Here is a 23666-nt window from a genome sequence, read left to right as displayed (position 1 = left end):
GGTCAAGCGAGTGGAGGCTTTGTCGCAAGCATAGGCTTAGCGAGCTTATGGATCTGAAGAAGTATTTTCGACAGGTCTGTAAAGTATTAGAAGTCCACGTGCGGGCGTGGCGAAATGGTAGACGCAGTGGATTCAAAATCCACCGGAGAAGTCCATGTCGGTTCGAGTCCGACCGCCCGCACCAACTTTCTGTATTTTCAGACTCATTTGCTAAGATTGAACTCGCTTGTGTTGCCGTATGTGCGTTTTTCAGCCCAATCTTGTAGGTCAGTTTGAGCGTATAGAACTCTGCGGCCGAATTTTCTGTACGGAGGGCCACCACCCACCACACGTTGCTTTTCAAGTGTCCGGGGCGACAGCCTTAGGAAGGCAGCAGCCTCGTCGTTGTTGAGATATATCGGTAGGGGTGCTCTTTGATCAGTCACTTGCGGGGGCTTTCTTGTTTCATTGCCGCCACGGCCCGCCTTTCGTGGCGATTTTGTTATACGCCCGTCTGCCACTTGCGAAATGGGTAAGGCATTGAAGTGCCGATTGTGCGTGATTTGAAACTTTTGCACCCATATATAGCTATGTTGCGCCGTACTGACGCTGTTTGACAGTACGGCGAGCGATAGGTGCTCGTGGCGCCTTCGAGGCCCATCGGTTCGAATATGACCGGAAGTTAGGTAGATGCTGCCGCTTTTATGGGCTTGGGGGCCCACATAACCACCGTCAGTATCAATTACTCGCATTCTGATTTAAGCTGTGTGAACTTGTCGCTGGGCGGGTAGTATAGACGATCTCCCGCACAGCGAGCGGATCACGTCGGAGGCGACCATTCGCTTCTCTTCCAAATCCTCCTGGAGCGCCGCATATAGTTCGTCGACCTGGACGCGATAGTGATCGCCATGTTGGGATGCGGGAGTTGCGGCGGCTCTTCCGCCTCTTGCAGGAGCGCCTTCAATTCCGCTTGGCGAGCCTCAAGCTCTTTTCATCTGCTTCATCATCCTCGTGGGCGCGTAGTCGCTGCCCGACGCGGGGATGAGTTTCATCAGCTTGTTGAGTTCACCGTCGACCCGCTTGCTCCGCTTCGGCCGCGTGGATCGACGCCCGCCCTTCCATGTGAAGCCGGTTCATCTGGCCAATGAGCTCCTTGAACAGCGTCGGGTCCATTAGGCGGTGGCGCAGGGCGTTGGCGGACTCAACGCTGGTCGCAGGCAACACGCCATCAATCCTGCGCCGTCGGTCGTATGACGATACTGCCGACATCAACATCAGCCGGTTGCTCGATCGCGAAGGCAACGCCGCGAGCAATGGCGTCGGGTGAAATGGCGACGTCGCCGATGCGTTTGCTCATGGCCTCCTTGATGGCCGGATCGGTCATCGAGTCCGCGAAATTTGTCGAGATCATGCCAGGCGATATTTCGGTGACCCTGAGGTGCGGCCCTGCCTCCTGCCGCAGGGCCTCCGTGAGGGTTCGCACGGCGTTCTTGGTCGCGGCATAAACGCCCATTGTCGGCCGGATTTTGATGCCTGCAGTCGACACGACATTGATGATCTGGCCCGATTTCTGGCGCTGGAAGACCGGCAACGCCGCAGCGACGCCATACAGTGTACCGCGCAGATTGACGTCGACCATGGCGTCCCAATCGTCCACGCGCAGAGCATCGAAGCGTGAGATGGGCCCAATTCCGGCATTGTTCACGAGAACATCGAGCCGCCCTCCTTCTTCGATAGCCAGTTTGACGAGGGCCTCGAGATCGCTGCGCTGACGAACCTCAGTCGTCCTATAAGCGGCCTTGCCACCTTTGGCCGTAATCTCTCCGACTACGGCGGCGAGTTCCTCCTCGCGTCGGGCGCCCAACACAACGAACGCGCCGCGCTCGGCAAGGAGTTTCGCTGTCGCTCGTCCGATGCCGCTGCTCGCGCCCGTGATGACGACGACCTTGCCTGCAATGTTCATTGCCGTTCTCCTTCACCAGGGATAGAAGTCCAACTTACAAGACGATCGACAGCAAAGGCTCTATGGATTTATCGCAATCGTCTAAATTCTCGGCTGATCCGCTCTCAGACGTTCTGACGGCGCTCGGCGCGACAGTCACTCGTCGCACGCGTCTGGAAGCCTCTGGGCAATGGACGCTTTCGTTCCCGCCGCTTGATCGCCTGAAGTTCGTCGCCCTACTGAAAGGAACCGCTTGGTTGATAGTGCCGGAGCGGAACCCGCAACTGTTGAGCGTCGGCGACGTCTGCCTGATCGGACGCACAGCCTATACCGTGGCGAGCGATCCGAGCCTGCCGCTCCGCGACGGCCCGCCCTTTTACGACGACTGCGACGTGGCCCGGCTTGGCGGCGACGATACGATCGGGCTTGGGGGGACAGTGACCTTTGCACCGGGAAACGCCGACTTCCTGCTCGACATGCTGCCTGACTTCCTGCTGGTTCCCCGGTCCTCGCCGGGGTCTGGCGCCGTGAGCACCATCCTGGCCCTGTTGAACGGCGAGGCCGAGCGAGGCTCCATGGGCAGCCAGATCGTCAGCGCCCGACTTGCTGATGTGCTGCTGATCGAGGCGATCCGCGCCTATGCGGAAGGCGACGAGCGTCTGCGGACGGGATGGCTGGGGGCGCTCGTGGATCCTAGGCTCGGTTGTGCGCTTCGCGCCCTTCATGAGGATATCGCCCGCCCCTGGACAGTGGCGGAGCTCGCCAGCGCCGCGGGCATGTCGCGTGCGGCCTTCTCCGCTGCATTTGCCCGCCAGGTGGGGCAGCCACCACTAACCTATGTTCGGGCGTGGCGTCTTACCCTAGCGCGCGCGGTGCTGACGAGTAGCGATGCTGACATTGCAAGCATCGGCGGCAAGCTCGGCTACACGTCCCAGAGCGCTTTCACCTACGCGTTTCGACGCGCATTTGGCACAACGCCAAAGGGCCTGGCCCGATCTTGAAGGCTTATCGTCGGATGCGTCTTCATCAAGGAGCACATCAACCGTCCGACTTGGTCGGACCCTGCCGTGGGGTTCAACGCACCGCTGGCCACCGGAGCATATGCAACAGACAGTCTTCAAATCTCGATCCGAGGGGGAGCTCGCCGTTGGGTGCGAGAGATCGCACCGCAACCTTGTGTTCGGTTGGCCCTGGAGGGCCTGAACGATGAAAGCAGCCATTCGCTTCGATTGCGAAGCTCCGAGGCGGCGGGCACATTCTTCCCTCGGCGTATTAGCCACGGCGTTCCTCGAGTCACCGCCACCTCGGATCTTGATCGACGACATGCGCGACTTGGCATCGCACAATTGATGCGCACCAGCTGGTTCCGTGCGGTTAACGTCAAGTCGAAAGAAGCGCAGGCGCTCAGGGGGCTGCTCGCCGGGCGCAAGCCCCCTGAAGCGACTGTTGGCTCTCGTGGATGGTTGGTTCCGCTTCGTTGAGCAGCGCACCTTGCCAGGTGGCTGCTTCATCAACGCCGCCAGCAGCAAATATCGGGCACGTCCTGGGCGTATCCGCGATCAGATCAACGAGCATCGCGCCGCGACGCGCGAGCGCTTCCGCAAGCTGATCCGAGAGGCTGTAGAGGCTGGGGAATTGCGGCCTGAGGTGGAGGCCGATCAGCTTGTGTTCGAATTGGTCGCCTGCCAGGCGGCTGCCAACGTCGCCGCACTCATGAATGACAGGAACGAATTTGTTTGGGCGCGGATCGGCCCCAAAAGGTCGAGCCATCGCAGCTCAACGGTGGAGATGGCGGTGGCGCTCGGCTCAAAAGTCAAAACTGACTCCATGCCCCTCGTCCGGAGGAGCGAGGTGTCGCAACGTCAAATGTCCACTACATGTAGCTCATGAGATCCGCCTAGGCAGGCCTCTTGCTAACCGACCTCAGAGAGGCGGCTTGTGGCCAAATCGCCATCAGCCGATCGACTGCCTTTATCAGGACATCCCGTGATACGCCGTCGGTCGCCTGGATCGACAGGCCATTAAGGAAGGTCACACAGAGCGCTGCTAGCGCCTCCACCTCCGTTTCCTCGGGCAACTCGCCGTCCTTGACAGCCCGCGTCAGCCTCCGAATAAAAGCTTCGCTAATTTCGCGGCGGCGGCCGCGCAGGAACATTTGTATCGCGGCATGGTCGTCCGCGACGTTCCCGGCGCCGAGCACGATTAGGCAGCCGCGCGGTCTATCTGACCCCGTGAAGAGTTTGACATTTTCCTTGAGCAGGACCTCGATCGCGGCCCGGGCCGATAGGTCGCCGGTCAAGGCTCGCAGCGTCGCGCCGCCCTCGGCGTCGGCATAAAGCGCAACCGCCTCACGAAAGAGATCCTCTTTGCTGCCATAAGCGGCATAGATACTGGGCGAGTTAATCCCCATCGTGCCGACCAGATCCTGCATGGATGTTGCTTCAAAGCCCTTCGTCCAGAACAGCGTCATGGCCTTTCGCAGCGCAACTTCGCGGTCGAACGTCCGTGGACGCCCTCGCGGCGCTGCCGCCACCTCGGTTTGCATCGTGCTGGCCGCGCTCGACAATAGACACACTCCCTCATTGTATGCCGGTCAGGACGATCCTCGCGAACGCTGGGCCGCTCATTCCGAGCGTCGCAATCGGCCCCAATAGCTCTATGCACGCACATTTCTATGCTGGATGACACGTAATCTACGTGAGCACGAAGCGCAAGCCGCATTAAAGGTTAGCACGTTGGGGCATATCAGAACTTTGCTCGCCCGGCCCCTCTGTCCGAGCGCATACGCAGAAAATAGAAGATTTGTCTGACGGAGTACTTTTATGCCTCCTGACAAAAAACATTTCCTTTCCTGGCGGCCAGATATATGTGTCGTGCATCACATATTTGGAGACTGTCAAATGTCTGTCGTAGAGGGATCTGGTCGCACTCGCGCCGGAGGGTTCGGTTCGGTGCATGACGTTCCCCAGTTACCCGCCGGCTTCACGGCCTTTTTTGAAAGCTGGCTTATCGATGCCAACGGCCTTCGGCTTCATGCTGTCATTGGCGGAAACGGTCCGCCGCTTCTTCTGCTCGCGGGTTGGCCGCAGAACTGGTTTGCCTGGCGCCATCTGATGATGCCTCTTGCCGAGCGGTTCACGGTTGTAGCTGTCGATCCGCGTGGCGTTGGACTCTCCGACAAACCAACCGCAGGCTACGATTCAGATACGCTTGCTTCCGACATGTTCGCCCTGATGTCGGCGCTCGGTCACGACCGGTTCGCGATGGTCGGCCACGACATCGGCATGTGGACCGGATACGGGATGGCGGCAGACCAGCCCGACCGTATCGCGCGGATTGCGCTCGGCGAAGCCATCATCCCTGGCCTTTCGCCTTCACCGCCGCTGCTCAGCGACGATCGCTGGCTGAGTGATTTCCTTTGGCACTTCAACTTCAACCGAGCCCTCGACATCAACGAACGGCTCGTGGAAGGGCGCGAGGAGATCTATTTCGGTCATCAGTTCGCGACCAAGGCGGGCACGCCGGAGGCCGTGGCCGCCGATGCGCGCGCGTTCTATATCGAACAACTCAAGCGCGATCCCGAGGCGCTGCGCGCCAGCTTCGACTATTACCGCGCAATCGATCAGTCGATCCCGCAGAACCGCGGCCGGATGGCGCGCAAGCTGACCCTTCCTATCCTGTCCTTCGCCGGGGCGCTCGCCTGCGGTGACAGCGTGGAGAAAGAACTGCGCTCGGTCGCCACCGACGTACAGTCGGTCATCATCGCAGGCAGCGGCCACTACCCCGCCGAGGAAAAGCCCGCGGAACTGCTGGCGGCGCTGCAACAATTCCTGGCCCCCTATGCCGCCAGCCGGTTGGCGTGAAGGAGACTTTCAATGACTGTTGACCTGACACTTTCGCACAACGTCGCGGAAGTCGGAGACGTGCGCCTTCATTACGTACGCGGCGGGCAAGGCGAGCCGGTCCTCCTCGTCCATGGCTGGCCTCAGACATGGTTCAGTTGGCGCCACGTCATTCCCCGCCTCATCGCAGCAGGCCATGATGTCATCGCCGTAGACATGCGCGGGACCGGCGACTCGTCCAGACCGAAGACCGGCTATGACAGCGATACGGTAGCGGCGGACCTGCATGCCCTGGTACAGCATCTCGGCATCCCCCGGATTCGTCTGGTCGGCCACGATAACGGCGGCCGCGTCGCCTATGCCTATGCCGCAAATTATCGTGAGGAGGTCGCAAGCTTGGTTTTCCTCGAGAGCAAGGTGCTCGGCATCGAAAGCGATGACGACGCGCAGAAGGAATATTGGCACTTCGGATTCCATCAGGAGGCGGACTTACCCGATCTTCTGCTGGCGGGGCGTGAACGCGAATATCTCAGCTTCTTCTACAAGCGGTACGCCTTCGATTCGCGTGCGATCAACGCGGAGGACATCGACGAATATGTTCGCTGCTACGCATCCCTCGGCGGCATGCGGGCAGGGTTCGAGTATTATCGGGCCTTTCCCGAAACCGCATGTCAGAGCCGCGAGTTGGCGAGGACCAAGCTGACCATTCCTGTCCTAGCCTATGGCGGATCGCATTGCATGGGCGAGATACCGCTCCGCTCGATGCAGCGTGTCGCCCAGCATGTGGAGGGCGGCATTATCCCACAATGCGGACACTGGATCCCAGATGAAAAACCCGAATGGCTGGCGGAGCAAATCGTTGCGTTTCATGGCGCAGTGATCTCCAAGCGGTGATTGTCGGTTCGACCTTTGAGCCGGTTGTTCCTAGGGAGAAGACCGAGAACGCCGCCCACTGCCTTCACAGCAAAGCCGCGGAGAGCGAACCGCGCGGGACCATAGCATCGCTGCCGAACCGGCCCGTCTTCTCGGCCAGATACAGCAAGATGGCGTTTGAATCGAACACGATCTCGTCCCCATCGACGATGACCGGCACCTTGGCGTTCGGATACAAAGCCTTGAACTTGGGCGCGTGTTGCTCGCCCCTGAAGATATCGACGGGAACTACGCGGTAAGAGAGGTCGATCTCTTCCAACATCAGCCCACTTTCATCGGGTTTGGCCCGGAGTAGAAATAGAAATCGATCATAGCGCGTCCCCGCATGTGTTGGATGAAACAGTCGGGCAGTTGCACTCATACCCATCTTTGATAGCGCAGCTTTCTGGATTTCGAATGATCAAGCGGTCCCAAGCTTCTTGTTCGATGAATTGCTAATAGGAGTTGTCTAATGCGTGAACGTAGCGTTGCCGCCCTTCATCCGGCTTATCGGGACGATATCAGCGACCTGACAACGCGCCGCCCCGTGCCCGGACCGGGCATCGCGCAGATCGATCCGTTCCTGTTCCTCAACCATCATGGCCCCCAGATCTATCCGCCACACAATCGTGGACTACCCTTCGGGCCGCACCCCCATCGTGGTTTCGAGACGGTCACGTTTATCCTGGACGGCAACCTCGCCCATCACGACACCGGCGGCCACGAGAGCGTTATAGAGGCCGGCGGGGTGCAGTGGATGACCGCCGGCTCCGGGTTGATCCATGCCGAGGTCTCGCCGCCGTCATTCAAGCAGATCGGCGGACCACTCGAAATACTGCAGCTGTGGTTGAACCTGCCCTCACGGCTCAAGATGACATCGCCGCGTTACACCGGAGTGCAGGCCGAGCAGATCCCTGAGATTCCGATCGCCGGTGGCGTAGGCGCTCTGAACCTCGTGTCAGGCACATTCGAGGACCAGACCGGACCGATCAAGTCGCTGACGGATGTGTTCATGTCCACGGTGCGGCTTTCGGCGGGGGCCAAGACCGCGCTGCCCGCGGCGGCAGGTCGAAGCGTCTTCCTCTATGTGGTTGCTGGCACGGTCACGATCGGGAACAGCGTGGTGGAGCCTTGGCACCTGGTCGCGCTGAACGACGATGGCGATACCGTCGCAATCGAGGGGCGCACTGGCGCCGTACTGCTGTTCGGTCACGCCGATCCGATCGCCGAACCGGTCGTTGCGCAGGGGCCGTTCGTCATGAACACACGCGAGGAGATCGCCGAAGCCGTGCGCGACTATCAGGCCGGCAAGTTCAACGCTGCGGGCAGGCTTCTCGACGTCGGCCTGTGACGCGATCGAAACTCCCTGGGATCTCGGATGGCCTGAGTCCGGTCGTTCACCATCCAGGCGACGCGGCCGAGGCGCTGATCCGGGCGACCAGCATCGACTTCGCATCGGCGGCAACCGCGCCTTCTATGCACTTGCTTCTAACGCGCGGATACTGCGCGTCTGCATCGAAGCGCGCGCCCTTCTAATGGACCAATCAATGTGAACCGCGAAACGTCGCAGGTTGTTGAAGGCATTCATCCATCCAGAAAAAGCGCAAGATCGTGCTCACGTCTGAGGGCCGCGGCGTGGTTCTCTCGGTTTCCAAACTAGGAGCCGAACGATGGACGACAAAACGACAGGAAAACTCCACTACAGAATTCCCAGCCCGGACATTTCGCGCGCTCACCCTGCCGCCGTCGACCTTCTTCTGCGATGTTTTGATGGAAAGAACTCGCACGAAGTTCCGCACTTCCTCGCATCGTTCTCCAAAGACATGGCTACCTATAGCGATGCAACGCTTGGCTGGAAGATTCCCGGCTGGCAGTCTCTGCACGACCTTCTTCTTCAATACATGCCCCGTTGGGGCGCCGGCGTATCCTATGCGACCCGGATATTGGCCGGCCCAACGAGCGCAATGGTTGCGGTAACCGATACACCCGAGCTATTTGGCGGAGAGATCCATGCCTTGGCTTCCGTCGACTTTCGCGATGGCCAAATTGTTCGCTGGATCGACTATTGGGACAGCACCAGCTTCCAGCCGGCGGTGCTGGAAGCTATGGCCGCCGGCGTACAGGCTTATCCGGAAGAGCTTGGCGAACGAGAAATCGAATGTGCCGCGGATCCTGCGATCGAAGCCGCTTGCACGCGTTTTCATGAGGCGCTCGCGAGCGGCGGCGAGGGTCTGTCGGATCTGCTGACCTATGACGTCGTATATGAGGATATGGGTGCTCGCCTGCAATTAATCGGGCGATCCGCGGTTTTAGGTTACCTGACCCGAGTGATCGACCTGGTTCCCTTCGGGCCTAGGGCCGGGCTTCTTCACGTCGTCGGCGGCCCGTCGGGGGGCGGCTATGAGTGGAAAGGCGCACCAGCCAGCGAAGTGCCAAGAGGCCTTTCGGCGCTCGAGCTAGACGAGATCGGCGCCATCTCGCGCATAACGACGGTCTACGATTCTGCCAGATTCGGACCGATGCGTTGCCGGAAGCTTCGCGAAGCGACGAGCGCATGAGCAACGGCTGCAATTCGCTGTCGAGACGGGGCCTCACGCCAAAACGCGATTCCTCAATATGTCCGGTGTCAGGCCAATGAAACGACGCATGGTCCGCGCGAGGTGACTGTGGTGAACGAAACCGAGGCTTTCGGCGACATCGCCTACGGACAAGCTCTCGTCCCCAAGCAATTCAACGGCCCGGTGGATGCGCTGGCGCAAGACGAAACGATGTGGAGCCCAGCCGGTTGACGCAGCGAAAGCCCTGGCAAAATGGAAGACACTCAAACCGGCTTCATTCGCCATCGCTGCCAGGGAGATCGGGCCGCCAGGGTTCACTTCGAGCTTCCGTACGACACGGCGCAGCCTGGCGGGCGGCAGGCCGCCTCGTACAACTCGCGACGGCTCGCCCGCTTGCGCAAAGCAATCGACAGCAATCAGCCGCTCGGTAATGGCGTCAAGTCCCACGCGCTGCGCCGCGGCGGTCGCCGCTGCAGCCGTCGTGAAGATCAGCCGCGCCAATATCGGATCGTCGACGTTCACACGTGGCCGAAGCCGCATCGTACCGTCGAACACCCATTGGTCACCGCGAAAATCTTCAGCAGACAGCTGAAGCGCGACGATGCGGCATTCGCCGACGACCTGGAAACTGAACGTGTGATGAGGAGGCATGATGGTCACGGTCCCGACGGACGGCTTTTCTACATTCGAAGCGTCGTTCACCTGCCCGATAACGCGATGTGTGCTGCTGAGGTTGAGGACCACTCCGGTTTGCTCGTCCGAACGCAGCGTGAAGGATAGGTCTCCGTGGCGCAAGCAACGTACACCCCCGGTGTGGCTACGCAGTGCAGTTGTTGCACAGTCGAATATCTCGAAAAGGCTATTCACGCTTCCCCGTCTCTCTTTTGTCGAGACAAAATCCCTGCGCTCTCAGCGCATCCGAAAATAGATTCACATCGGGAGTGTAACAGAAACGGAAAAGGAAGATAGCAGATGGAATGCACTGGTGTCTATGCAACCCTCGCCGACCGGATTTTGCGTTTCGTGCTTACGGCATTTTTCCTGATTGGCGGCTCGATCAATCTTGCTGGACCATTGGCTGTCCTGTCCGAATACCAGAGCTGGGGCTACCCCACGTGGTTTCACTGGCTAACAGGTTTCCTTGAACTGGCGACAGCTTGCCTGCTCATTCCTAAGACGACGCAGCTCTACGCTGTGGTACTGGGCTCTTGCGTCATGATCGGCGCGGCGGTCACCCTAGCGGTTCATCAGTCATGGGTTCGCACCGCGCTGCCAGTCTTCATTTTTGTTCTGTTGGCCAGCTTATTTCGCACCGCACTCTCGGCTCGTTCGAGATGATTGTACCGCTGAATGCGGTGAAAATCTGAGCATATCGCAGAACATTCCAACGGCAACCGAACCCGCGTGATCCTGCGCCATGCGACCCTACCGCTTTCATGATCCAGATGCGGTGAGCACCTCGCGAAACGTTCGCGGCGGGCGGCCGAGTAGCGTCTCCAGCGCCGGATCGGTAGCGGCGAAGTCGCCGCGACGAGAAGCGCGGAAGGTTCCCAACAGCATTTCAGTATAGATGGCGGGCATCCCTGCGGCGATCTTCGCCTTGCTCCATTCTGCATCGGGAACAGTAACGTGCCGCACCTCGCGGCCCATTACCTCGGATGCGAGCGTGGCGATCTCGGCCATCGTCACCGCCCGCGACGCCGTCAGCGGCGGTGTGATACCATCCCACTTTCCCATCTCGGCCAGGATCGCCGCATCTGCTTCCGCCAGATCATCCCGCGACGTCCAACTGACCGGGCCATCTTCGGGCACACGCAGTTCGCCGGTCCTTATTCCATCCCCGATCATATGCAGGCAGCTCTCGGCATAGAAGCCGTGACGCAACGACGTGTAGGCCAGTCCGCTCGCAGCAAGGTCTGCCTCGGTACCGGCATGCTGATCCGCCGGTGCGAAGGGCGAGCCCGCGCGCGCGCCCATGTGGCTCGTGTAGAGAATGCGGCCAACACCGGCCTCCCGGGCAGCCTCGATCTCGGTGCGATGCAGCCGCAATGCCTCGTCACCGAGCTTATCGGCGGAAACGATCAAAATTTGCTCGGCCCCCGCAAAGGCCGCCTTCAGGCTTCGCGCATCGGCGAAGTCACCAGCGCGAATCTCAAAGCCCTGCGCGCCGAGGGCCGACGCCTTTGCGGGATCGCGGACGCTTGCAACGATCTGATCCGAGGGAAGACGTTGAAGGAGGTGTTTTATGATTGCTTTCCCGAGGTGCCCGGTCGCTCCGGTGACGACGATCATCCTCGCCTCCTTTTTTGTATCAATGGCAACCCTAAAGCGTTACCATTGATTGTGGCACTTTGCAATCAATGATACCAAATCTATCGTAACGGTGATAATGTAGCGTTATGGCAGCGGAAACGGACAGCGAGACAGAGGCTCTTGACGTACGCACAAGGATTATCCAAGCGGCGTCGATGCTCGTCGCGAGTGGGGGCATTACGGCGTTGACGACCCGGGCCGTGGCAGCGGCGGCTGGAGTGCAGCCGCCGACGCTTTATCGCCTGTTTGGTGAGAAACGCGGATTGCTCGACGCTGTGGCGCAACATGGACTCGTAGCTTTCATCGAGCAGAAGGGTGCGGCAGAGCCTCATTCCGACCCCGTCAAAGACTTGCGCGAAGCGTGGGACGCCTATGTTGCATTCGGTCTCGCCAACCCGGCAGTGTTTGCGATCATGAACGAAATTGGCGCGGCAGGCGCCCAGTCGTCGGCCGCACTTGACGGCATCGCTATCCTGAGGGTGCGCATCGAGCGGATCGCCAGGGCGGGGCGCCTGAACATTCCGATCGAGCGCGCGGTCGGTTTGGTTCACGCGACTGGGGTGGGAACCGTGGCGACCCTACTCGCCACGCCCAAAGAAGAACGGGATCCACATCTTTCGACCACCGCCCGAGAAGCCGTTCTGGCTGCGTTGGTGTCCGATTCATCCATGTCGCGGAACGAGGGCTTCGCGCCGCTTGCGATCGCCCTGCGCGCCCACCTCGGCAGCGCGGATGCACTGACACCCGGCGAGCGTCTGCTGCTGAGCGAACTGCTGGACAGACTTGCAGGCCCGGACGGTTGAGGCCGTTGAAATGATGGTCCTGTGGGCCTGCGTGGATGGATCGCTCGAAACGAAGTGGCTTCCGCCCGAAGCGCTCGAAACCACGCCATTCAGCCCTGCCGCGCGATCAGGATTCAGCATCGAAGCGAGTTTGGGCGGCGGTAATGGCAGGATGATTGTTGAGCGCCCATTGTCCGAGCGCGTTCACGGGCCCGCGAAGCGTGCGCCCCAGCGAGGTCAGCTCATAGTCCACTCGTGGCGGGATCGACGGCGTGACAGTCCTGGTAACGAGGCCGTCGCGCTCCAGACCTCGCAAGGTACGAGCAAGCATGCGCTGCGAAATGCCCGCTATCGCGCGCATGAGTTCTGTAAAGCGACGCTGTCCGGCGTCCAGTTCCATGATTATCAGGACAGACCATTTGTCGCCGATCCTGGCGAGAACAGTGGTGACGGTCTTGCAAGGCTCCGGCGCAACATCCAGCGGCCTGGTAACATTCGTGTCCGTCGATGACATTGTTGTGCCTTCTTGAAGGATGATCCCGGTTACCAAATGTATGTCGGTAACAAGCGATTACCATCAATGAAAGGACGTACGCATGAACATCCTCCATCTCGATACGAGCATCCTCGGCGGCAACAGCGTCAGTCGAATGCTGTCGAAGGCGGTCGTCGACAAGCTGGCGGCGGGGCGCCGCATGGAAGTGACCTATCGAGACCTGTCCGCCCAGCCGATCCCGCACCTTTCAGGTGAGTATCTGGGGGGGCTCAGCGCGGACACGGCACAGTTCGAGCCTGCGCTCCAACAGGACATTGCGGCCGGCACGCGCATCCTTGAGGAATTCCTGGCGACCGATATCGTGGTGCTCGGCGTGGCGTTCTACAATTTCGGCATCCCCAGTCAGCTCAAGGCCTGGATCGACCGCATTACGGTCGCCGGCAAGACGTTCCGATACGCGGAGAATGGCCCTGAGGGCCTGGCCGGTGACAAACGTCTGATCCTCGCCATCGCCCGCGGCGGCTTCTACGGACCGGGCTCGGATCGGGCGGCTTTCGAGCATGCGGAAAGCTATCTCAGAACCCTGTTCGGCTTTCTCGGGGTGACCAATCTCGAAGTTGTGGCGGCTGAAGGTGTCGCCCTTGGTCCCGATCACAAGCAGCAGGCGGTCGACGCGGCCCTACGCGAAATCGATCGGCTGTCCGCCTGACACATTGATACGTCCTTGGGTGCCTCGACCTTTGAAGGGCTGATCACCATGTGCGCCCCAATGGATCACCAGAACGCGGAGGGCGTATCCGATCAACTCAGGCGGACGGCGTGGAAGAGCTTGACCAGCCTAAAACCACCAGCCGGTACGATCCTCAAGCGGTCTCCCTTAGCCACCAACCCTGGCGAAGGACCTCTTCGATACCCTGGCCAAAAGGTGAGCGCTCCAGTTGCTCGGCGGGAGGAGTGTCTGCCCGACGGTAACCCCCTTTGCGTGATTGAAAGTCCAAAGCCATATCGCCCGTGACATGCAACCATATCAGACCGCCAAGTTGCCCGGTGGCTACCGTCACAAATAAGCGGTCTTGTGTGCTCTAAGCCATTGAACGTACCTTTCTTCTGTTCCGGCGCGGAAATTGGCCCTCAAATCGTCAGACAAATCTTTCCGAAAAGCATGGCATCCAGAAAACCGCGCACCGGCGCTTTCGGCTTTCCTTGCTACAATTTAGCCTGAATAATCCGATGCGCTCGGCGATGCGTAATACCGCGCTTGCATGTTGACACGGCCGGAGGCTGTGCGGTCAAGCGGAACCGTTCCGTCGAGCCGTACCTTCAAGAACGCCACAAACGCCCGCACTGCTGCGGACTGGCCCCGGCGGCTCGGGAAATAGAGGTAGACCGCATCGAGGGGCGAAGACCATTCGGGGAGAACGCGCAGCAATCGTCCAGCGCTGAGGTGATCGGCGAGCATGGCGGCCGGCGCGTTGACGATCGCCAGCCCCCGGGCCGCCAGATCGATCTGGGACGCGAGGTCGTGGACGATCGTTGCCGCCGATGGAGTGATCTGCACGGCGTCGCCGGCGCGGTGCAATGTCCACGGCATGATCGAGCCGGATGCCTGACTGCGGCACATCAATGCGCGGTGATCGAGGAGATCCTCCGGGACGTCTGGTGCGCGGCGTTCATGGAGATATGCCGGCGAGGCAGCGAGGATCGCCTCGGATTTAGGTGCCACCGGGATCGCCACCATGTGCTTGTCAAGATGGTTCCCGTAGCGCAGCCCCGCGTCATAACCCTGCTTGACGATGTCGATCAGGCGCGCCTCGACCGCGATTTCCACCTCGATCTCGGGAAAGGCGCCCTGAAAGTCGACCAGCATCGGAGCGATTAATAAATCGAAGGGCGCACGAGGCATGGTCAGGCGCAAAGGGCCGGCCGGGCGTCCGCTCCGCCCCGTCACTGCATCCGCGGCCCGCCTCAACTGCGATAAAGCAGGGGCTGCCGCCAGCAGATAGTCATTGCCGGCATCCGTCAGGCTTAGGCTACGAGTGGAGCGCCGGAAAAGCGGCGCACCGAGCCGCTCCTCAAGGCCGCGAATGGCCTGACTGACCGCCGAAGGCGATATGCCTAGACGACGGCCGGCCTCGGAAAAGCTACCCGCATCAGCCGCTGCCACGAACACGGCAACGCCATCGAGAATGTCTTGTTGTCGCATATGCCACTTTGAAGTTTTTCTTCAAGCTGTTTAGCCGACAAAGCGGCTTATGGCCAGCAATCCACCATCTTATGAAAAGGGGTGCCATCAACTGACCATCTTGCCGGGGACGGCCTTTCTTTGCCGAAATCCGGCCCAAGCAACTCGGTCGATCGACGCGCCGTCCTTGCCGGAATGGGAGCAATGGCTGCCCTGCCCGGTCATGCCTGGGGAACTTCCTTGAACGCACTAGCGTCCCACACTTTCAGCACGCTTCGTCATACCACGCATTATCTTGAAAGCGGGCCGGTCGACGGGCCGCTGATGATGCTGCTGCATGGCTGGCCGGAACTGAGTCTGATCTGGCGCGCTCAGATGGATGCCTTCGCTGCCGAGGGCTGGCGCTGCGTGGCACCCGACATGCGCGGTTATGGCGGCTCCTCCGCTCCAAAGGCGACCAGTGCCTATACCAACCAGCAGGTCGTGGCGGACATGGCGGAACTCCACGGCCATCTTGGCGGCGAGCCGGCCATCTGGGTTGGACATGACTGGGGAAGCGTAATCGTTGGCGCTCTTGTCGCTCATCAGCCGCAACGCAGCCGGGGCGCGGTGCTGGTGTCCGTTCCCTACTTCCCCGACGCCAATGCCCTGCCGACACTCATTCCGCTCGTCGACCGGGCGATTTATCCAGCCGATCAGTATCCGGACGGTCAGTGGGACTATTATCGCTACTATAACACGCACTTCGCATCGGCCGTCGCCGACCTGGATGCCGACAAGGTGGCTTCGCTGGCGTCGATCTTCCGGTCCGGCAACCCGGCGAGCATCGGCACGCCTTCCGCCAATGCAAGCGTCACCCGCAAGGGAGGGCGCTTCGGGTCGGCGCATCGTGCGCCGCCCGGCCGACCCGACCCGGCCCTTTGGCCGGCAGCGGACTTCGAGGCGCTTGTGCGAGCCTTCGACGCCCGCGGTTTTCGTCCACCCTGCGCGTGGTATCTGAACGACGACGCCAACATCGCCTATGCGCGCGAAGCGAGAGATGGCGGCCGCCTGTCGCTCCCGGTCCTGTTCGTCAATGGCGCCTATGACCAGATCAACAGCATCGTCGGCAATCGCATGGGGGACCCGATGCGCGCGGCGTGCGCGGACCTGACCGTCACGACCCTGTCGGGCGCGCATTGGCTTCCGCTCGAGCGGAAGGTGGAACTTGCTTCCGCCATCCGCGACTGGCTGCGGGCCAAGCAGCTTTGACCGAAGGAGGGAGCGGCCAATCGCCGAGTGCTGTCGGGTCGGGCCTAGTCATCGCCGGCGTGGGCTATCAGTGGCTCTACAACGGCCTAAACTTCCTCGCATTCAAAGTCGGCGGTGATGCCTTCCACCCGCTCGTTCTGGCGGCGCTGCGGTTCGGGATCGCGGCGATCCTGATCCTGCCCTTTGCGGCTTGGCGCTGGCAGCGGCATCCGGCATCGCTGCGCGAACTCGCGGGTGCCGCGATGCTGGGGCCGGTCATGCTGATCGGCAGCCAAACCTTGGCGATCTGGGGAACGCACTTCCTGCCCGCCGGGGTCGCGTCGGTATTCGGCTCGTCGGCGCCGGTGTTCCTGGCGCTGTTCGCGTGGATGTTTCTTCGTCAGCCTCCCGGTGCGCGGCAACTCGCCGGGATCATGCTCGGCTTGATCGGGCTGATCACGATGGCATGGGCATCCTCGTCCAGCGCTGGTTTCCGCCCCATCGGCGCCGGCATGATGCTCATGGCTGCCGCGCTGTGGGCGGCTGGCTCGCTCGTCGCGTTACGACTGCGGCTGCCGGACGACCCAGTGGTCGGTCTGGCCGCTCAACTCCTGCCGACGGGAATCCTGCTCGCGCTCGTGGTGTGGACTGCCGGGATCGGCTCAGCGCTGCATCCGGCTTCCGTGCCGCTCCAGGCTTGGTTCGCACTCGCGTTCCTGATCATCGCGAGCACCCTGATCGGCTATGCGATCTTCCTCGCCCTGAACCGACGCGCGTCATCACTGCTCGCCAACAGCTTCAACTATGTCGCGCCGGTGATTTCCCTGATCCTGTCCGCGTGTTTTCTGAAGGAACAGCTTGGCTGGGGTAAGTTATTCGGCGCGGGCGTCACGCTGGTCGGTGTCGCCATCATGGTCGGCGCGCGGAAGGCGCCTCATCAGTCGTCCGCTACGCTCCCTTCGAAGCCTCGGGGCAATCCTTAGCTGATTGATACCTTGATGCTGGATGCCATCCGCGTCGGCGTAGCGACTCCGGTACGCGTTCTCGCAGAAAACCATCAAGTTGGTTCAAGGCTGATTCGGTTATCATGTGGTAGGGCTGGTCAGTCCGCGAAGCAGAGGAAGGCTGGTCAGCGAGCCAGGCAAGTGCGCCGATAAGCGCAAGCAGATCCGTACCTACACCCCCGCCTGGCGACGCACGACGTGCGCAGGGCAGACGTAGGACCTCGATAGCCGCGATCATCGCACCGGCTCGGGCTCTCGGCGCATGGTCTCACGTCGGCCTGCCCGTACTTACGTTCTTCCAGCGCCCCAAAACCCGGATGGTGTCACCATAGCGCCAATCCGAAGATCAGCCGAGTCTAGAAGTACCGCCGTCTTCATGCCGGACAACGGGATGGTTGAGCGCTTCAACGTTCGCGTCGCCAGCGAGATGCTCGGCATAAACGTCGGCGGGCACGTCGATCTCGAAATCCTGCTGACCGGCTTCAACCGCGCCTACAAGCAAAGGGGACAGCGCGTGCTTCACGGCAGTTCACGATGCCAGAATGAAGGAGCGGATCGGGCATATACCCTCACTCGCCAATCCTCTTTACCAAAGACACCAGACAATCTCATGATGAAAGTCGATGACGTCTTAAATTATGCCAATGATGTGTCGCAACCACACAGGATATTGACCTGGTGGCCTTCAACCAGGCGCTCCGCTGTACCGATGTAAAAGGCACGCCAGCGGGAGACTCTGCCCCTCTGGCAGCCAAGGCCTTGCGAAGGTCAGGGTCCTCGTCAATGTCCGCTCAAAGCGCGGAGCATCATGCCTTGAAGACATGATCGAGAAGTCGAATCATCGCATCGAGAGCCAGCCTGGCCTGGGGGACTGGCCCGGTGTGCGTGAAGAAATGATCGACACCCGGAACGATCACATGCTCGAACAACAGGCCGTCGTCACGAAGTCGACCGGCAAATGCGTCTCCCTCGTCGCGCAATGTGTCCAATTCCGCCGTGATGATGAGCGTTGGCGGCAGCAGAGTCATATCGGTCGCGAACAGCGGCGAAGCGAGCGGATCGAGGCGCTTTGAACGGTCAGGTATGTAGCTATCGGTGAAAATCCGGGACAGAAACGGAGTGATCAGCGGTCTTGGCAACCGCCTGTGCTTCGTCCGAGGATCGGCAGCAAGATCAAGGATCGCATAATCCACGATCAATCCGATTATCTGAAAGGCTTCGTCCTGCGCGGCCCGCAAAGCGACGCCAGCCGCCAGCGCGCCACCGGCGCTATGGCCACCCACTGCCAGCCTTGCCGGATCGAGGTCGAGCTGATCGCCATTGAGCGAGAGCCAGCGTGCCAGGCTGAAACACTGTTCGGGCGCAGTGGGATAGCGGGCCTGCGGCGCGGTATCATAGTTGATGTTGACCACCGCGCAGCAGGCCCGATTGGCAAGATACCGGCAAATATGGTCATCTTGATCGGGACAGCCCATTACATAGCCGCCGCCATGAATGTTCAGGAAAACGGGCAATGGACCTGGAGGGGTGGCCGGGCGATACAGCTTGAACGATATGGGACCGGCATCGGTCGTAGCCCGATGCGCGCTGACGTTGCAGGGAAGGCTGAACTCTTTGCGCACGTCGCCCGCCGGCTTGGTCAGGAACGGCGCGATCGTTTGGATCCCAAGAGCGACGATGTCTGTCAGATAACCCATATCACTCCATGATCCTTTGCATTTCGACGGTCCGTGAACCACATCATGACCGGTGAGCTACGTTGCCCCGCGGCGCCCCTTGCCGCTGCCATCACTGGACGAACGCAGCCAGGGCGTTTGTCCCGCGCGGCCGCGGCATTGGCATCTGTTTCCAGCAGATATGGTTGATCAATAGCGATAGGAAAGGGTCAATCCATAGGTTTGTGGTTGGCCGGTGAAGCGGATCGCCGCATCAGGTCCTGGTTGACTGACCAGAGTGGCATAGAATTTGTCGGTGAGGTTCTTCACATAGGCGGTCAGACGCCAACGGTCGTCTTTCAGCGCTACGCCTGCTCGCAGGTCGATCAGCGTGTAGGAATCGATCGCAAACTGGGACAACTCTCCGAGCCCTCCGTTCGTGGCGGCCTGGTAGGTTGCGCCGCCGCCGACAAACCCGTTCATGCTGTCGCTTACCGAAAACTGATAGTCGATGTCCGATGTGACCTGCCAGTCGGGCGTCAAAGGGAAAGCTTCGCCGCTCAGACGTACCTGCTGGGCGAGAGCGTCAAAATTGACGAAATTGCCAAGAATCTTCGTTCCGACATAGGTGACGCCGGTATTGATCGTCAGCCCCGAAATTGGTCGCAGCGTTGCCTGGATTTCGCCGCCGGCGACACGTGACTTGGGGACATTGATCAGGGCGCTCTGCGGCCCGATCACGGGATCGACAATCCTTCCGCGGAACTGCTTGTCGCGGTAATCATAGTAGAAGAGCGCACCATTGAGTTGCAGCTTCCTGTCGAAGAGCCCAAGCTTGAATCCGGCCTCATAGGCGGTGAGCGATTCCTGCGTGGCGGGTGTGAGCTGGAGCGCAAACGTTGCTCCAGCCGTCGGAAAGGCACCATTCTTGTAGCCCTTGCTGATGTTCGCATACAGCAGGGTGGATGGGTTCGCTTGCCAGTTCACGCCGCCACGCCACGAAATATTATCCTCGTTCAGCTGGCTGCGGACCTGTGCAGGCTCAAAATTCGCATTGAGCGTGAGGCATGCTCCGGGCGCTATCGTGATGGGGCGTCCGGCGCGCGCTGTAGCGATACGTGATACCACCGCCGAAAAATCGCCGGCACCCGAATCATAGGTGCAGCCGATGAAGCGCCGATGCTGGTCGGTATATCTCACGCCGCCTTGGAGTGTCAGGGTATCGGTCAGCTTGTAGTCGAGGCTCGCAAATGCCGCATAGGTATTGATATGTTGATCGGAATGCGCGCTCGCCCTTTGAAAGGGAAAGCTCGAGGTCCGTGCAAGGGGGTCCGACTGGTCGAAGACACTCTCCCAAGCGTAATTCAGGCCAACGACATAATGGAGTTGCCCGGAATCGCCTGATAGGCGCAACTCCTGCGAGAAGTCTCGCGAGCGGCCCGGGTTGATCAGCGCATAGGCCTGGATCGCCGTGCCGTCTGCATCGACAGCGCTTAAACGCTTGAGCTTTGAATAGGCCGTTATCGATGTGACCGTGATAGAGTCCGACAGATCATAGTCGGCGCGACCGGAAACCTGAGCGAACCAGGAGTTCCGCTTGAACGAAAGGTCAGGGTCAAAATCGGCGGCGCGATTGTCGCGCGGGGGCAGGGGGTATGCGCGCAACGCGGCGGGAGACGCGGCTCCCGTGATTGCCGCAAGCTGCGGCGCCTGGCTTTCGGAACGATCGCGCCATCCGTGAACCATGAAACTGAAGCGAAGCCGGTCACTTGGCTTCCAGTCAACGATTGCGCGGCCGGTGAAGATGTTGCCTTCGCCGTTGGTTGCATCGCGTGTGTAGCTGCGCTGCCAGTCGTCATTTCGATCAAACCGCGCGGCGATACGGGCGGTCAAGGTGTCGGTGATGGGGCCGCTGACGAACCCTTTCAACTCGACCCGGTTGAATCTGCCGTAGGTGAGATCTGCCCCGCTGTGAAAGCTGTCTGTAGGCCGTGCCGAGATGTAGTTGATCGCGCCACCCGTTGCATTCTGCCCATAAAGGGTGCCCTGTGGGCCTTTCAATATCTCGACGCGATTGAGATCGAGGGTGGCGCCCAGCGCCATGATCGATAGCGGTAGCGGGACTTCATCGACATAGACGCTGACGGCCGAGGCTGCGCCGATTGCCGTGTCGTAGAATCCGACCCCGCGCAGGGTCAGTACGGGTACGCCATAGGCGCTCTGAACAAAATTGAACCCTGGCGCGATCTTGATGAGGTCGGCGGTATCGACCACGCCGCGCTGTTGGAGCGCGTCGCCCTGGACCGCTGTAATCGAAACGCCGACCTTGTTGACGTTTTCGGATCGCTTTTGCGCGGTGACGATGATGTCGCCGAGCGATTCAACGGGTTCCGGCGTAGAGTCAGCTTGTGTCGGCGGATTGGCCGCTTCCCGATCGTACTGGTTCGTCTGGGCAACGCAAGGCGCTGCTATCGCCATCAGCGAGGTTGCTGAAAGCGCATACGTGATCGTCCTCATATTCCTCTCCCCTTGGATCGCCCTGTTCGAGCTTGTTTGTTTAAACATACGTAAGGGTATGTAATTTGCAATATGGGAGTCGAATTTTGTCGAGATTTCTAACATATTGTAATTAAACGATAAAATAGGATGTAAAGGCAGAAAATCACGCCGTTGATCTTTGGATTTAAGAAAATGACATTCGAATACGAATGGTGAAATGAGTCCGGCGATTCGCTTGAAGGGGGCGGGCGGCCTGGAAAAACGCGCTTGCAAAATTAGATACGAATCCATACGGTAAGGTATGGAGAGCCTATCATGACGCACAAAGCCGCTGATTTGGTCGACTGGACGTTCGGAACCGTCGATCGCCGTATTTTCTGGGATCCTGCTATATATGAGCGTGAACTCGAGAGGGTTTTTGCGCGCTCATGGTTGTTCGTCGCGCACGAGAGTCAGGTCGAGCTGCCCGGCAGCTTCATCACCACCTATATGGGCGAGGACTCGGTGATCGTCGCCAGGGCAGACGCGGGCACGATCAACGTGTTCCTGAATTCCTGCCCGCACCGTGGCAACCGCGTCTGCTTTGCTGATAGCGGAGAAGGTCGGCAGTTTACGTGTAATTATCATGGCTGGGCATTCGGCCTCGATGGTGCGCTCAAGAAGATGCCCAAAATGGGCCTCTACAAGTCCACCCCCGGCTTCCGGATGGAGGATTGGGGGCTGAAGCGCGCCCGCGTGGCGAGCTACAAGGGGCTCGTCTTCGCGACCTTCTGCGAGGAGGCGCCTTCACTCGACGAGTGGCTGGGCGACTTCCGCTGGTATCTCGATGCCGTGCTGGACGCGGAAGATGGTGGCACCGAATTCCTTCCTGGCGGCGCGACGCGCTCCGTGATGAAGTGCAACTGGAAGTTTCCGGCCGACAATTTCGTCGGCGATATCTACCACGCCCTGTGGACCCATCTTGGTGGCTCGGAGCCGACATTGGGGCGCCATGGCGGCGTCAAGGTTGACAATGCCGGCAGCTATCAGGTGTCCGTCAATGGCCATGGCTGGGAATTCAACGACAGCTTCCTTGGCAATGCCGCGACGATGGGCGATCGCGAATTGCTGCGGTATATGCGCTCGCGACAGGACGCGATCACCGCTCGCCTGGGGCAGTTCCGCGCCAACATGTGGGGGTCGGTCGCGTCGGCAACCATTTTCCCGAACTTCTCGTTCCTGCCCGGCTATTTCACCTTCCGCACGTTCCAGCCCAAGGGGCCGACGCAGACGGAAATCCATGCCTGGACCCTCGTCCCGAAGAACATGCCCGAGGAGATCAAGGACAGGTTCCGGCGCGGCTCGATGCGCACTTTCTCGCCATCCGGCCTGCTCGAGATGGACGACGGCGAGAATTGGGAGCATTCCACCACGGCCAATGCAGGCTGGGTGACGCGAAACCAGCGGCTTTGCTACGCCATGGCGCCAACTGGTGAGGTCGAGCAGGAAGGTCTCCCCGGTTCGGTCAGTGCGGGCCAGCTTTCCGACGCCAACCAGCGGCTGTTCTACAAGCGCTGGGCGCAAATGATGGATGCCGAGACCTGGGCCGATATTCCGGTGGAGGTTCCCGTAGCGGAGCCGGAGGCAGCGGAATGACCAGTGTGCTCGACCGCAAGCCTGATTATTCGACCTATCCGACGCTGACTCAAGACGAAGCGCGCGCCGCAGCGGCGCAGCTTCTTGCCATGCGGGGGCAGGGCAACCCCGTTGACGATGCGGTGCTGGCAAAAATCGAACGATTTGGCCGGCTCGAGGCGCGCCTCCTCGACGAAGAGCGATATGATGACTGGTACGCGCTTCTGGCCGACGATCTGTTTTACTGGATGCCGCTGCGGCAGAATCGCTTCCGTCGTGACGCAAGGCCGGAACTGGATCCCGGCAATATGGCACTGTTCGATGAATCGAAGGCTGATATTGCCGTGCGCATCGGGCGGATTCATTCCAATCTGGTGTGGACGGAAGATCCGCCGACCCGCCATGTCTATCTCGTCACGAATGTCGAGGCGTTCGAGACGGACGTCTCCGGCGAGTATGAAGTTCATTCCGCCTTCGTCCAGTACCGTAATCGGTCGGAACATGACGAAGCCACTTTGTTCGGACGTCGCCGTGACTTGTTGCGCGTCAAGCCCAATGGCGGTTTCGAGATTGCGCGGCGGATGATCTTGCTGCCCCAGTCGGTGTTGCTGACCAAAAATCTCTCTGTCTTCTTCTGATGGCGCGCCTTGAAGGATAT

General features: G+C 60.3%; 24 protein-coding genes, 1 tRNA gene and 1 pseudogene. 15 read left to right on the top strand and 11 right to left on the bottom strand.

Features of this window, described 5'->3' with window-relative positions; translation table 11 throughout:
* The first annotated feature begins 100 nt into the window (after positions 1–100).
* Positions 101–184: transfer RNA gene (locus RLDS_RS33050), tRNA-Leu, on the top strand.
* Positions 185–203: 19 nt separating this feature from the next.
* Here the strand turns inward: RLDS_RS33050 and RLDS_RS57460 are convergent.
* The 3 genes from RLDS_RS57460 to RLDS_RS33045 all read right to left on the bottom strand — a co-directional run bounded on the left by RLDS_RS57460 (position 204) and on the right by RLDS_RS33045 (position 1942).
* Positions 204–731 (bottom strand): helix-turn-helix domain-containing protein, encoded by a 528-nt coding sequence (locus tag RLDS_RS57460; protein WP_084514666.1) that lies wholly within the window; start codon positions 729–731, stop codon positions 204–206.
* A 313-nt stretch (positions 732–1044) separates the two neighbouring features.
* Positions 1045–1203: a hypothetical protein gene (locus tag RLDS_RS56225; protein WP_021224714.1), complete on the bottom strand. Its 159-nt coding sequence runs from the start codon at positions 1201–1203 to the stop codon at positions 1045–1047.
* Between the two features lie 4 nt (positions 1204–1207).
* Complete coding sequence (locus RLDS_RS33045; RefSeq protein WP_021224713.1) at positions 1208–1942, bottom strand: SDR family oxidoreductase; 735 nt, start codon at positions 1940–1942, stop codon at positions 1208–1210.
* A gap of 62 nt (positions 1943–2004) precedes the next feature.
* On the opposite strand from RLDS_RS33045, the gene RLDS_RS0127725 reads away from it, so the two are divergent.
* Positions 2005–2922 carry an AraC family transcriptional regulator gene (locus RLDS_RS0127725; protein WP_052034080.1) on the top strand — a complete coding sequence of 306 codons (918 nt, stop codon included), beginning with the start codon at positions 2005–2007 and terminating at the stop codon, positions 2920–2922.
* A 367-nt stretch (positions 2923–3289) separates the two neighbouring features.
* On the top strand, positions 3290–3811 hold the full coding sequence (locus RLDS_RS55815) for a TetR family transcriptional regulator C-terminal domain-containing protein (protein ID WP_408021104.1): 522 nt from the start codon (positions 3290–3292) through the stop codon (positions 3809–3811).
* Between the two features lie 7 nt (positions 3812–3818).
* Here RLDS_RS55815 and RLDS_RS33035 read toward each other — a convergent pair whose 3' ends face one another.
* Entirely contained in the window at positions 3819–4487 is a 669-nt protein-coding gene (locus tag RLDS_RS33035) for a TetR/AcrR family transcriptional regulator (protein ID WP_021224710.1), read from the bottom strand.
* Between the two features lie 256 nt (positions 4488–4743).
* Between RLDS_RS33035 and RLDS_RS33030 the strand changes: the two genes are divergently transcribed.
* Together RLDS_RS33030 and RLDS_RS33025 are read left to right on the top strand one after the other, a co-directional pair.
* Positions 4744–5784, top strand: coding sequence for an alpha/beta fold hydrolase (locus RLDS_RS33030; RefSeq protein ID WP_236616799.1), 1041 nt, complete (start codon positions 4744–4746; stop codon positions 5782–5784).
* Positions 5785–5796: 12 nt separating this feature from the next.
* Positions 5797–6657 (top strand): alpha/beta fold hydrolase, encoded by an 861-nt coding sequence (locus RLDS_RS33025; RefSeq protein ID WP_021224708.1) that lies wholly within the window; start codon positions 5797–5799, stop codon positions 6655–6657.
* 64 nt (positions 6658–6721) lie between these two features.
* Here the strand turns inward: RLDS_RS33025 and RLDS_RS33020 are convergent, their stop codons facing one another.
* Positions 6722–6958, bottom strand: a complete 237-nt coding sequence (locus RLDS_RS33020) for a glutathione S-transferase N-terminal domain-containing protein (RefSeq protein WP_021224707.1) — start codon at positions 6956–6958, stop codon at positions 6722–6724.
* A 189-nt stretch (positions 6959–7147) separates the two neighbouring features.
* On the opposite strand from RLDS_RS33020, the gene RLDS_RS33015 reads away from it, so the two are divergent.
* Both RLDS_RS33015 and RLDS_RS33010 read left to right on the top strand, forming a co-directional pair.
* Positions 7148–8026: a pirin family protein gene (locus tag RLDS_RS33015; RefSeq protein WP_021224706.1), complete on the top strand. Its 879-nt coding sequence runs from the start codon at positions 7148–7150 to the stop codon at positions 8024–8026.
* Between the two features lie 319 nt (positions 8027–8345).
* Positions 8346–9233 carry a nuclear transport factor 2-like protein gene (locus tag RLDS_RS33010; protein WP_152527994.1) on the top strand — a complete coding sequence of 296 codons (888 nt, stop codon included), beginning with the start codon at positions 8346–8348 and terminating at the stop codon, positions 9231–9233.
* Between the two features lie 33 nt (positions 9234–9266).
* Here RLDS_RS33010 and RLDS_RS54455 read toward each other — a convergent pair whose 3' ends face one another.
* A complete protein-coding gene (locus tag RLDS_RS54455; protein WP_152527993.1) occupies positions 9267–10100 on the bottom strand; it encodes a helix-turn-helix domain-containing protein in 834 nt (277 codons plus the stop codon).
* Positions 10101–10205: 105 nt separating this feature from the next.
* On the opposite strand from RLDS_RS54455, the gene RLDS_RS54450 reads away from it, so the two are divergent.
* Positions 10206–10571, top strand: coding sequence for a DoxX family protein (locus RLDS_RS54450; protein WP_021224703.1), 366 nt, complete (start codon positions 10206–10208; stop codon positions 10569–10571).
* 96 nt (positions 10572–10667) lie between these two features.
* On the opposite strand, the gene RLDS_RS33000 is transcribed toward RLDS_RS54450, so the two are convergent.
* Complete coding sequence (locus RLDS_RS33000; RefSeq protein ID WP_021224702.1) at positions 10668–11525, bottom strand: SDR family oxidoreductase; 858 nt, start codon at positions 11523–11525, stop codon at positions 10668–10670.
* Between the two features lie 107 nt (positions 11526–11632).
* Here RLDS_RS33000 and RLDS_RS32995 point away from each other — a divergent pair, with 107 nt between their 5' ends.
* Positions 11633–12349 carry a TetR/AcrR family transcriptional regulator gene (locus tag RLDS_RS32995; RefSeq protein WP_031297453.1) on the top strand — a complete coding sequence of 239 codons (717 nt, stop codon included), beginning with the start codon at positions 11633–11635 and terminating at the stop codon, positions 12347–12349.
* Positions 12350–12455: 106 nt separating this feature from the next.
* Here RLDS_RS32995 and RLDS_RS32990 read toward each other — a convergent pair whose 3' ends face one another.
* Entirely contained in the window at positions 12456–12842 is a 387-nt protein-coding gene (locus tag RLDS_RS32990) for a winged helix-turn-helix transcriptional regulator (RefSeq protein ID WP_021224700.1), read from the bottom strand.
* Positions 12843–12924: 82 nt separating this feature from the next.
* Between RLDS_RS32990 and RLDS_RS32985 the strand changes: the two genes are divergently transcribed.
* A complete protein-coding gene (locus tag RLDS_RS32985; protein ID WP_021224699.1) occupies positions 12925–13533 on the top strand; it encodes an FMN-dependent NADH-azoreductase in 609 nt (202 codons plus the stop codon).
* Positions 13534–14037: 504 nt separating this feature from the next.
* Here the strand turns inward: RLDS_RS32985 and RLDS_RS32980 are convergent.
* Positions 14038–14994, bottom strand: coding sequence for a LysR family transcriptional regulator (locus tag RLDS_RS32980; RefSeq protein WP_161626712.1), 957 nt, complete (start codon positions 14992–14994; stop codon positions 14038–14040).
* Between the two features lie 252 nt (positions 14995–15246).
* Between RLDS_RS32980 and RLDS_RS32975 the strand changes: the two genes are divergently transcribed.
* The 3 genes and pseudogenes from RLDS_RS32975 to RLDS_RS55810 form a co-directional block, all read left to right on the top strand.
* Complete coding sequence (locus tag RLDS_RS32975; protein WP_031297451.1) at positions 15247–16257, top strand: alpha/beta fold hydrolase; 1011 nt, start codon at positions 15247–15249, stop codon at positions 16255–16257.
* A gap of 59 nt (positions 16258–16316) precedes the next feature.
* Positions 16317–17219, top strand: a complete 903-nt coding sequence (locus tag RLDS_RS32970; RefSeq protein WP_031297450.1) for a DMT family transporter — start codon at positions 16317–16319, stop codon at positions 17217–17219.
* A gap of 379 nt (positions 17220–17598) precedes the next feature.
* Positions 17599–17955: pseudogene (locus RLDS_RS55810) on the top strand (hypothetical protein); the annotation flags it as partial.
* A 91-nt stretch (positions 17956–18046) separates the two neighbouring features.
* Here the strand turns inward: RLDS_RS55810 and RLDS_RS32965 are convergent.
* Both RLDS_RS32965 and RLDS_RS32960 read right to left on the bottom strand, forming a co-directional pair.
* Positions 18047–18937 carry an alpha/beta hydrolase fold domain-containing protein gene (locus tag RLDS_RS32965; protein ID WP_021224694.1) on the bottom strand — a complete coding sequence of 297 codons (891 nt, stop codon included), beginning with the start codon at positions 18935–18937 and terminating at the stop codon, positions 18047–18049.
* Between the two features lie 168 nt (positions 18938–19105).
* Positions 19106–21667: a TonB-dependent receptor gene (locus RLDS_RS32960; RefSeq protein WP_161626711.1), complete on the bottom strand. Its 2562-nt coding sequence runs from the start codon at positions 21665–21667 to the stop codon at positions 19106–19108.
* Between the two features lie 42 nt (positions 21668–21709).
* On the opposite strand from RLDS_RS32960, the gene RLDS_RS32955 reads away from it, so the two are divergent.
* Together RLDS_RS32955 and RLDS_RS32950 are read left to right on the top strand one after the other, a co-directional pair.
* Positions 21710–23029, top strand: coding sequence for an aromatic ring-hydroxylating oxygenase subunit alpha (locus RLDS_RS32955; RefSeq protein ID WP_021224692.1), 1320 nt, complete (start codon positions 21710–21712; stop codon positions 23027–23029).
* Positions 23030–23034: 5 nt separating this feature from the next.
* Positions 23035–23646: a 3-phenylpropionate/cinnamic acid dioxygenase subunit beta gene (locus RLDS_RS32950; RefSeq protein WP_408021103.1), complete on the top strand. Its 612-nt coding sequence runs from the start codon at positions 23035–23037 to the stop codon at positions 23644–23646.
* Positions 23647–23666 lie beyond the last annotated feature (20 nt).

The sequence above is a fragment of the Sphingobium lactosutens DS20 genome, from assembly GCF_000445105.1.
Taxonomy (GTDB): Bacteria; Pseudomonadota; Alphaproteobacteria; order Sphingomonadales; family Sphingomonadaceae; genus Sphingobium; species Sphingobium lactosutens.
Note: the sequence above shows the minus strand (reverse complement) of the source record. Positions and strands in the feature narration are given on the sequence as shown.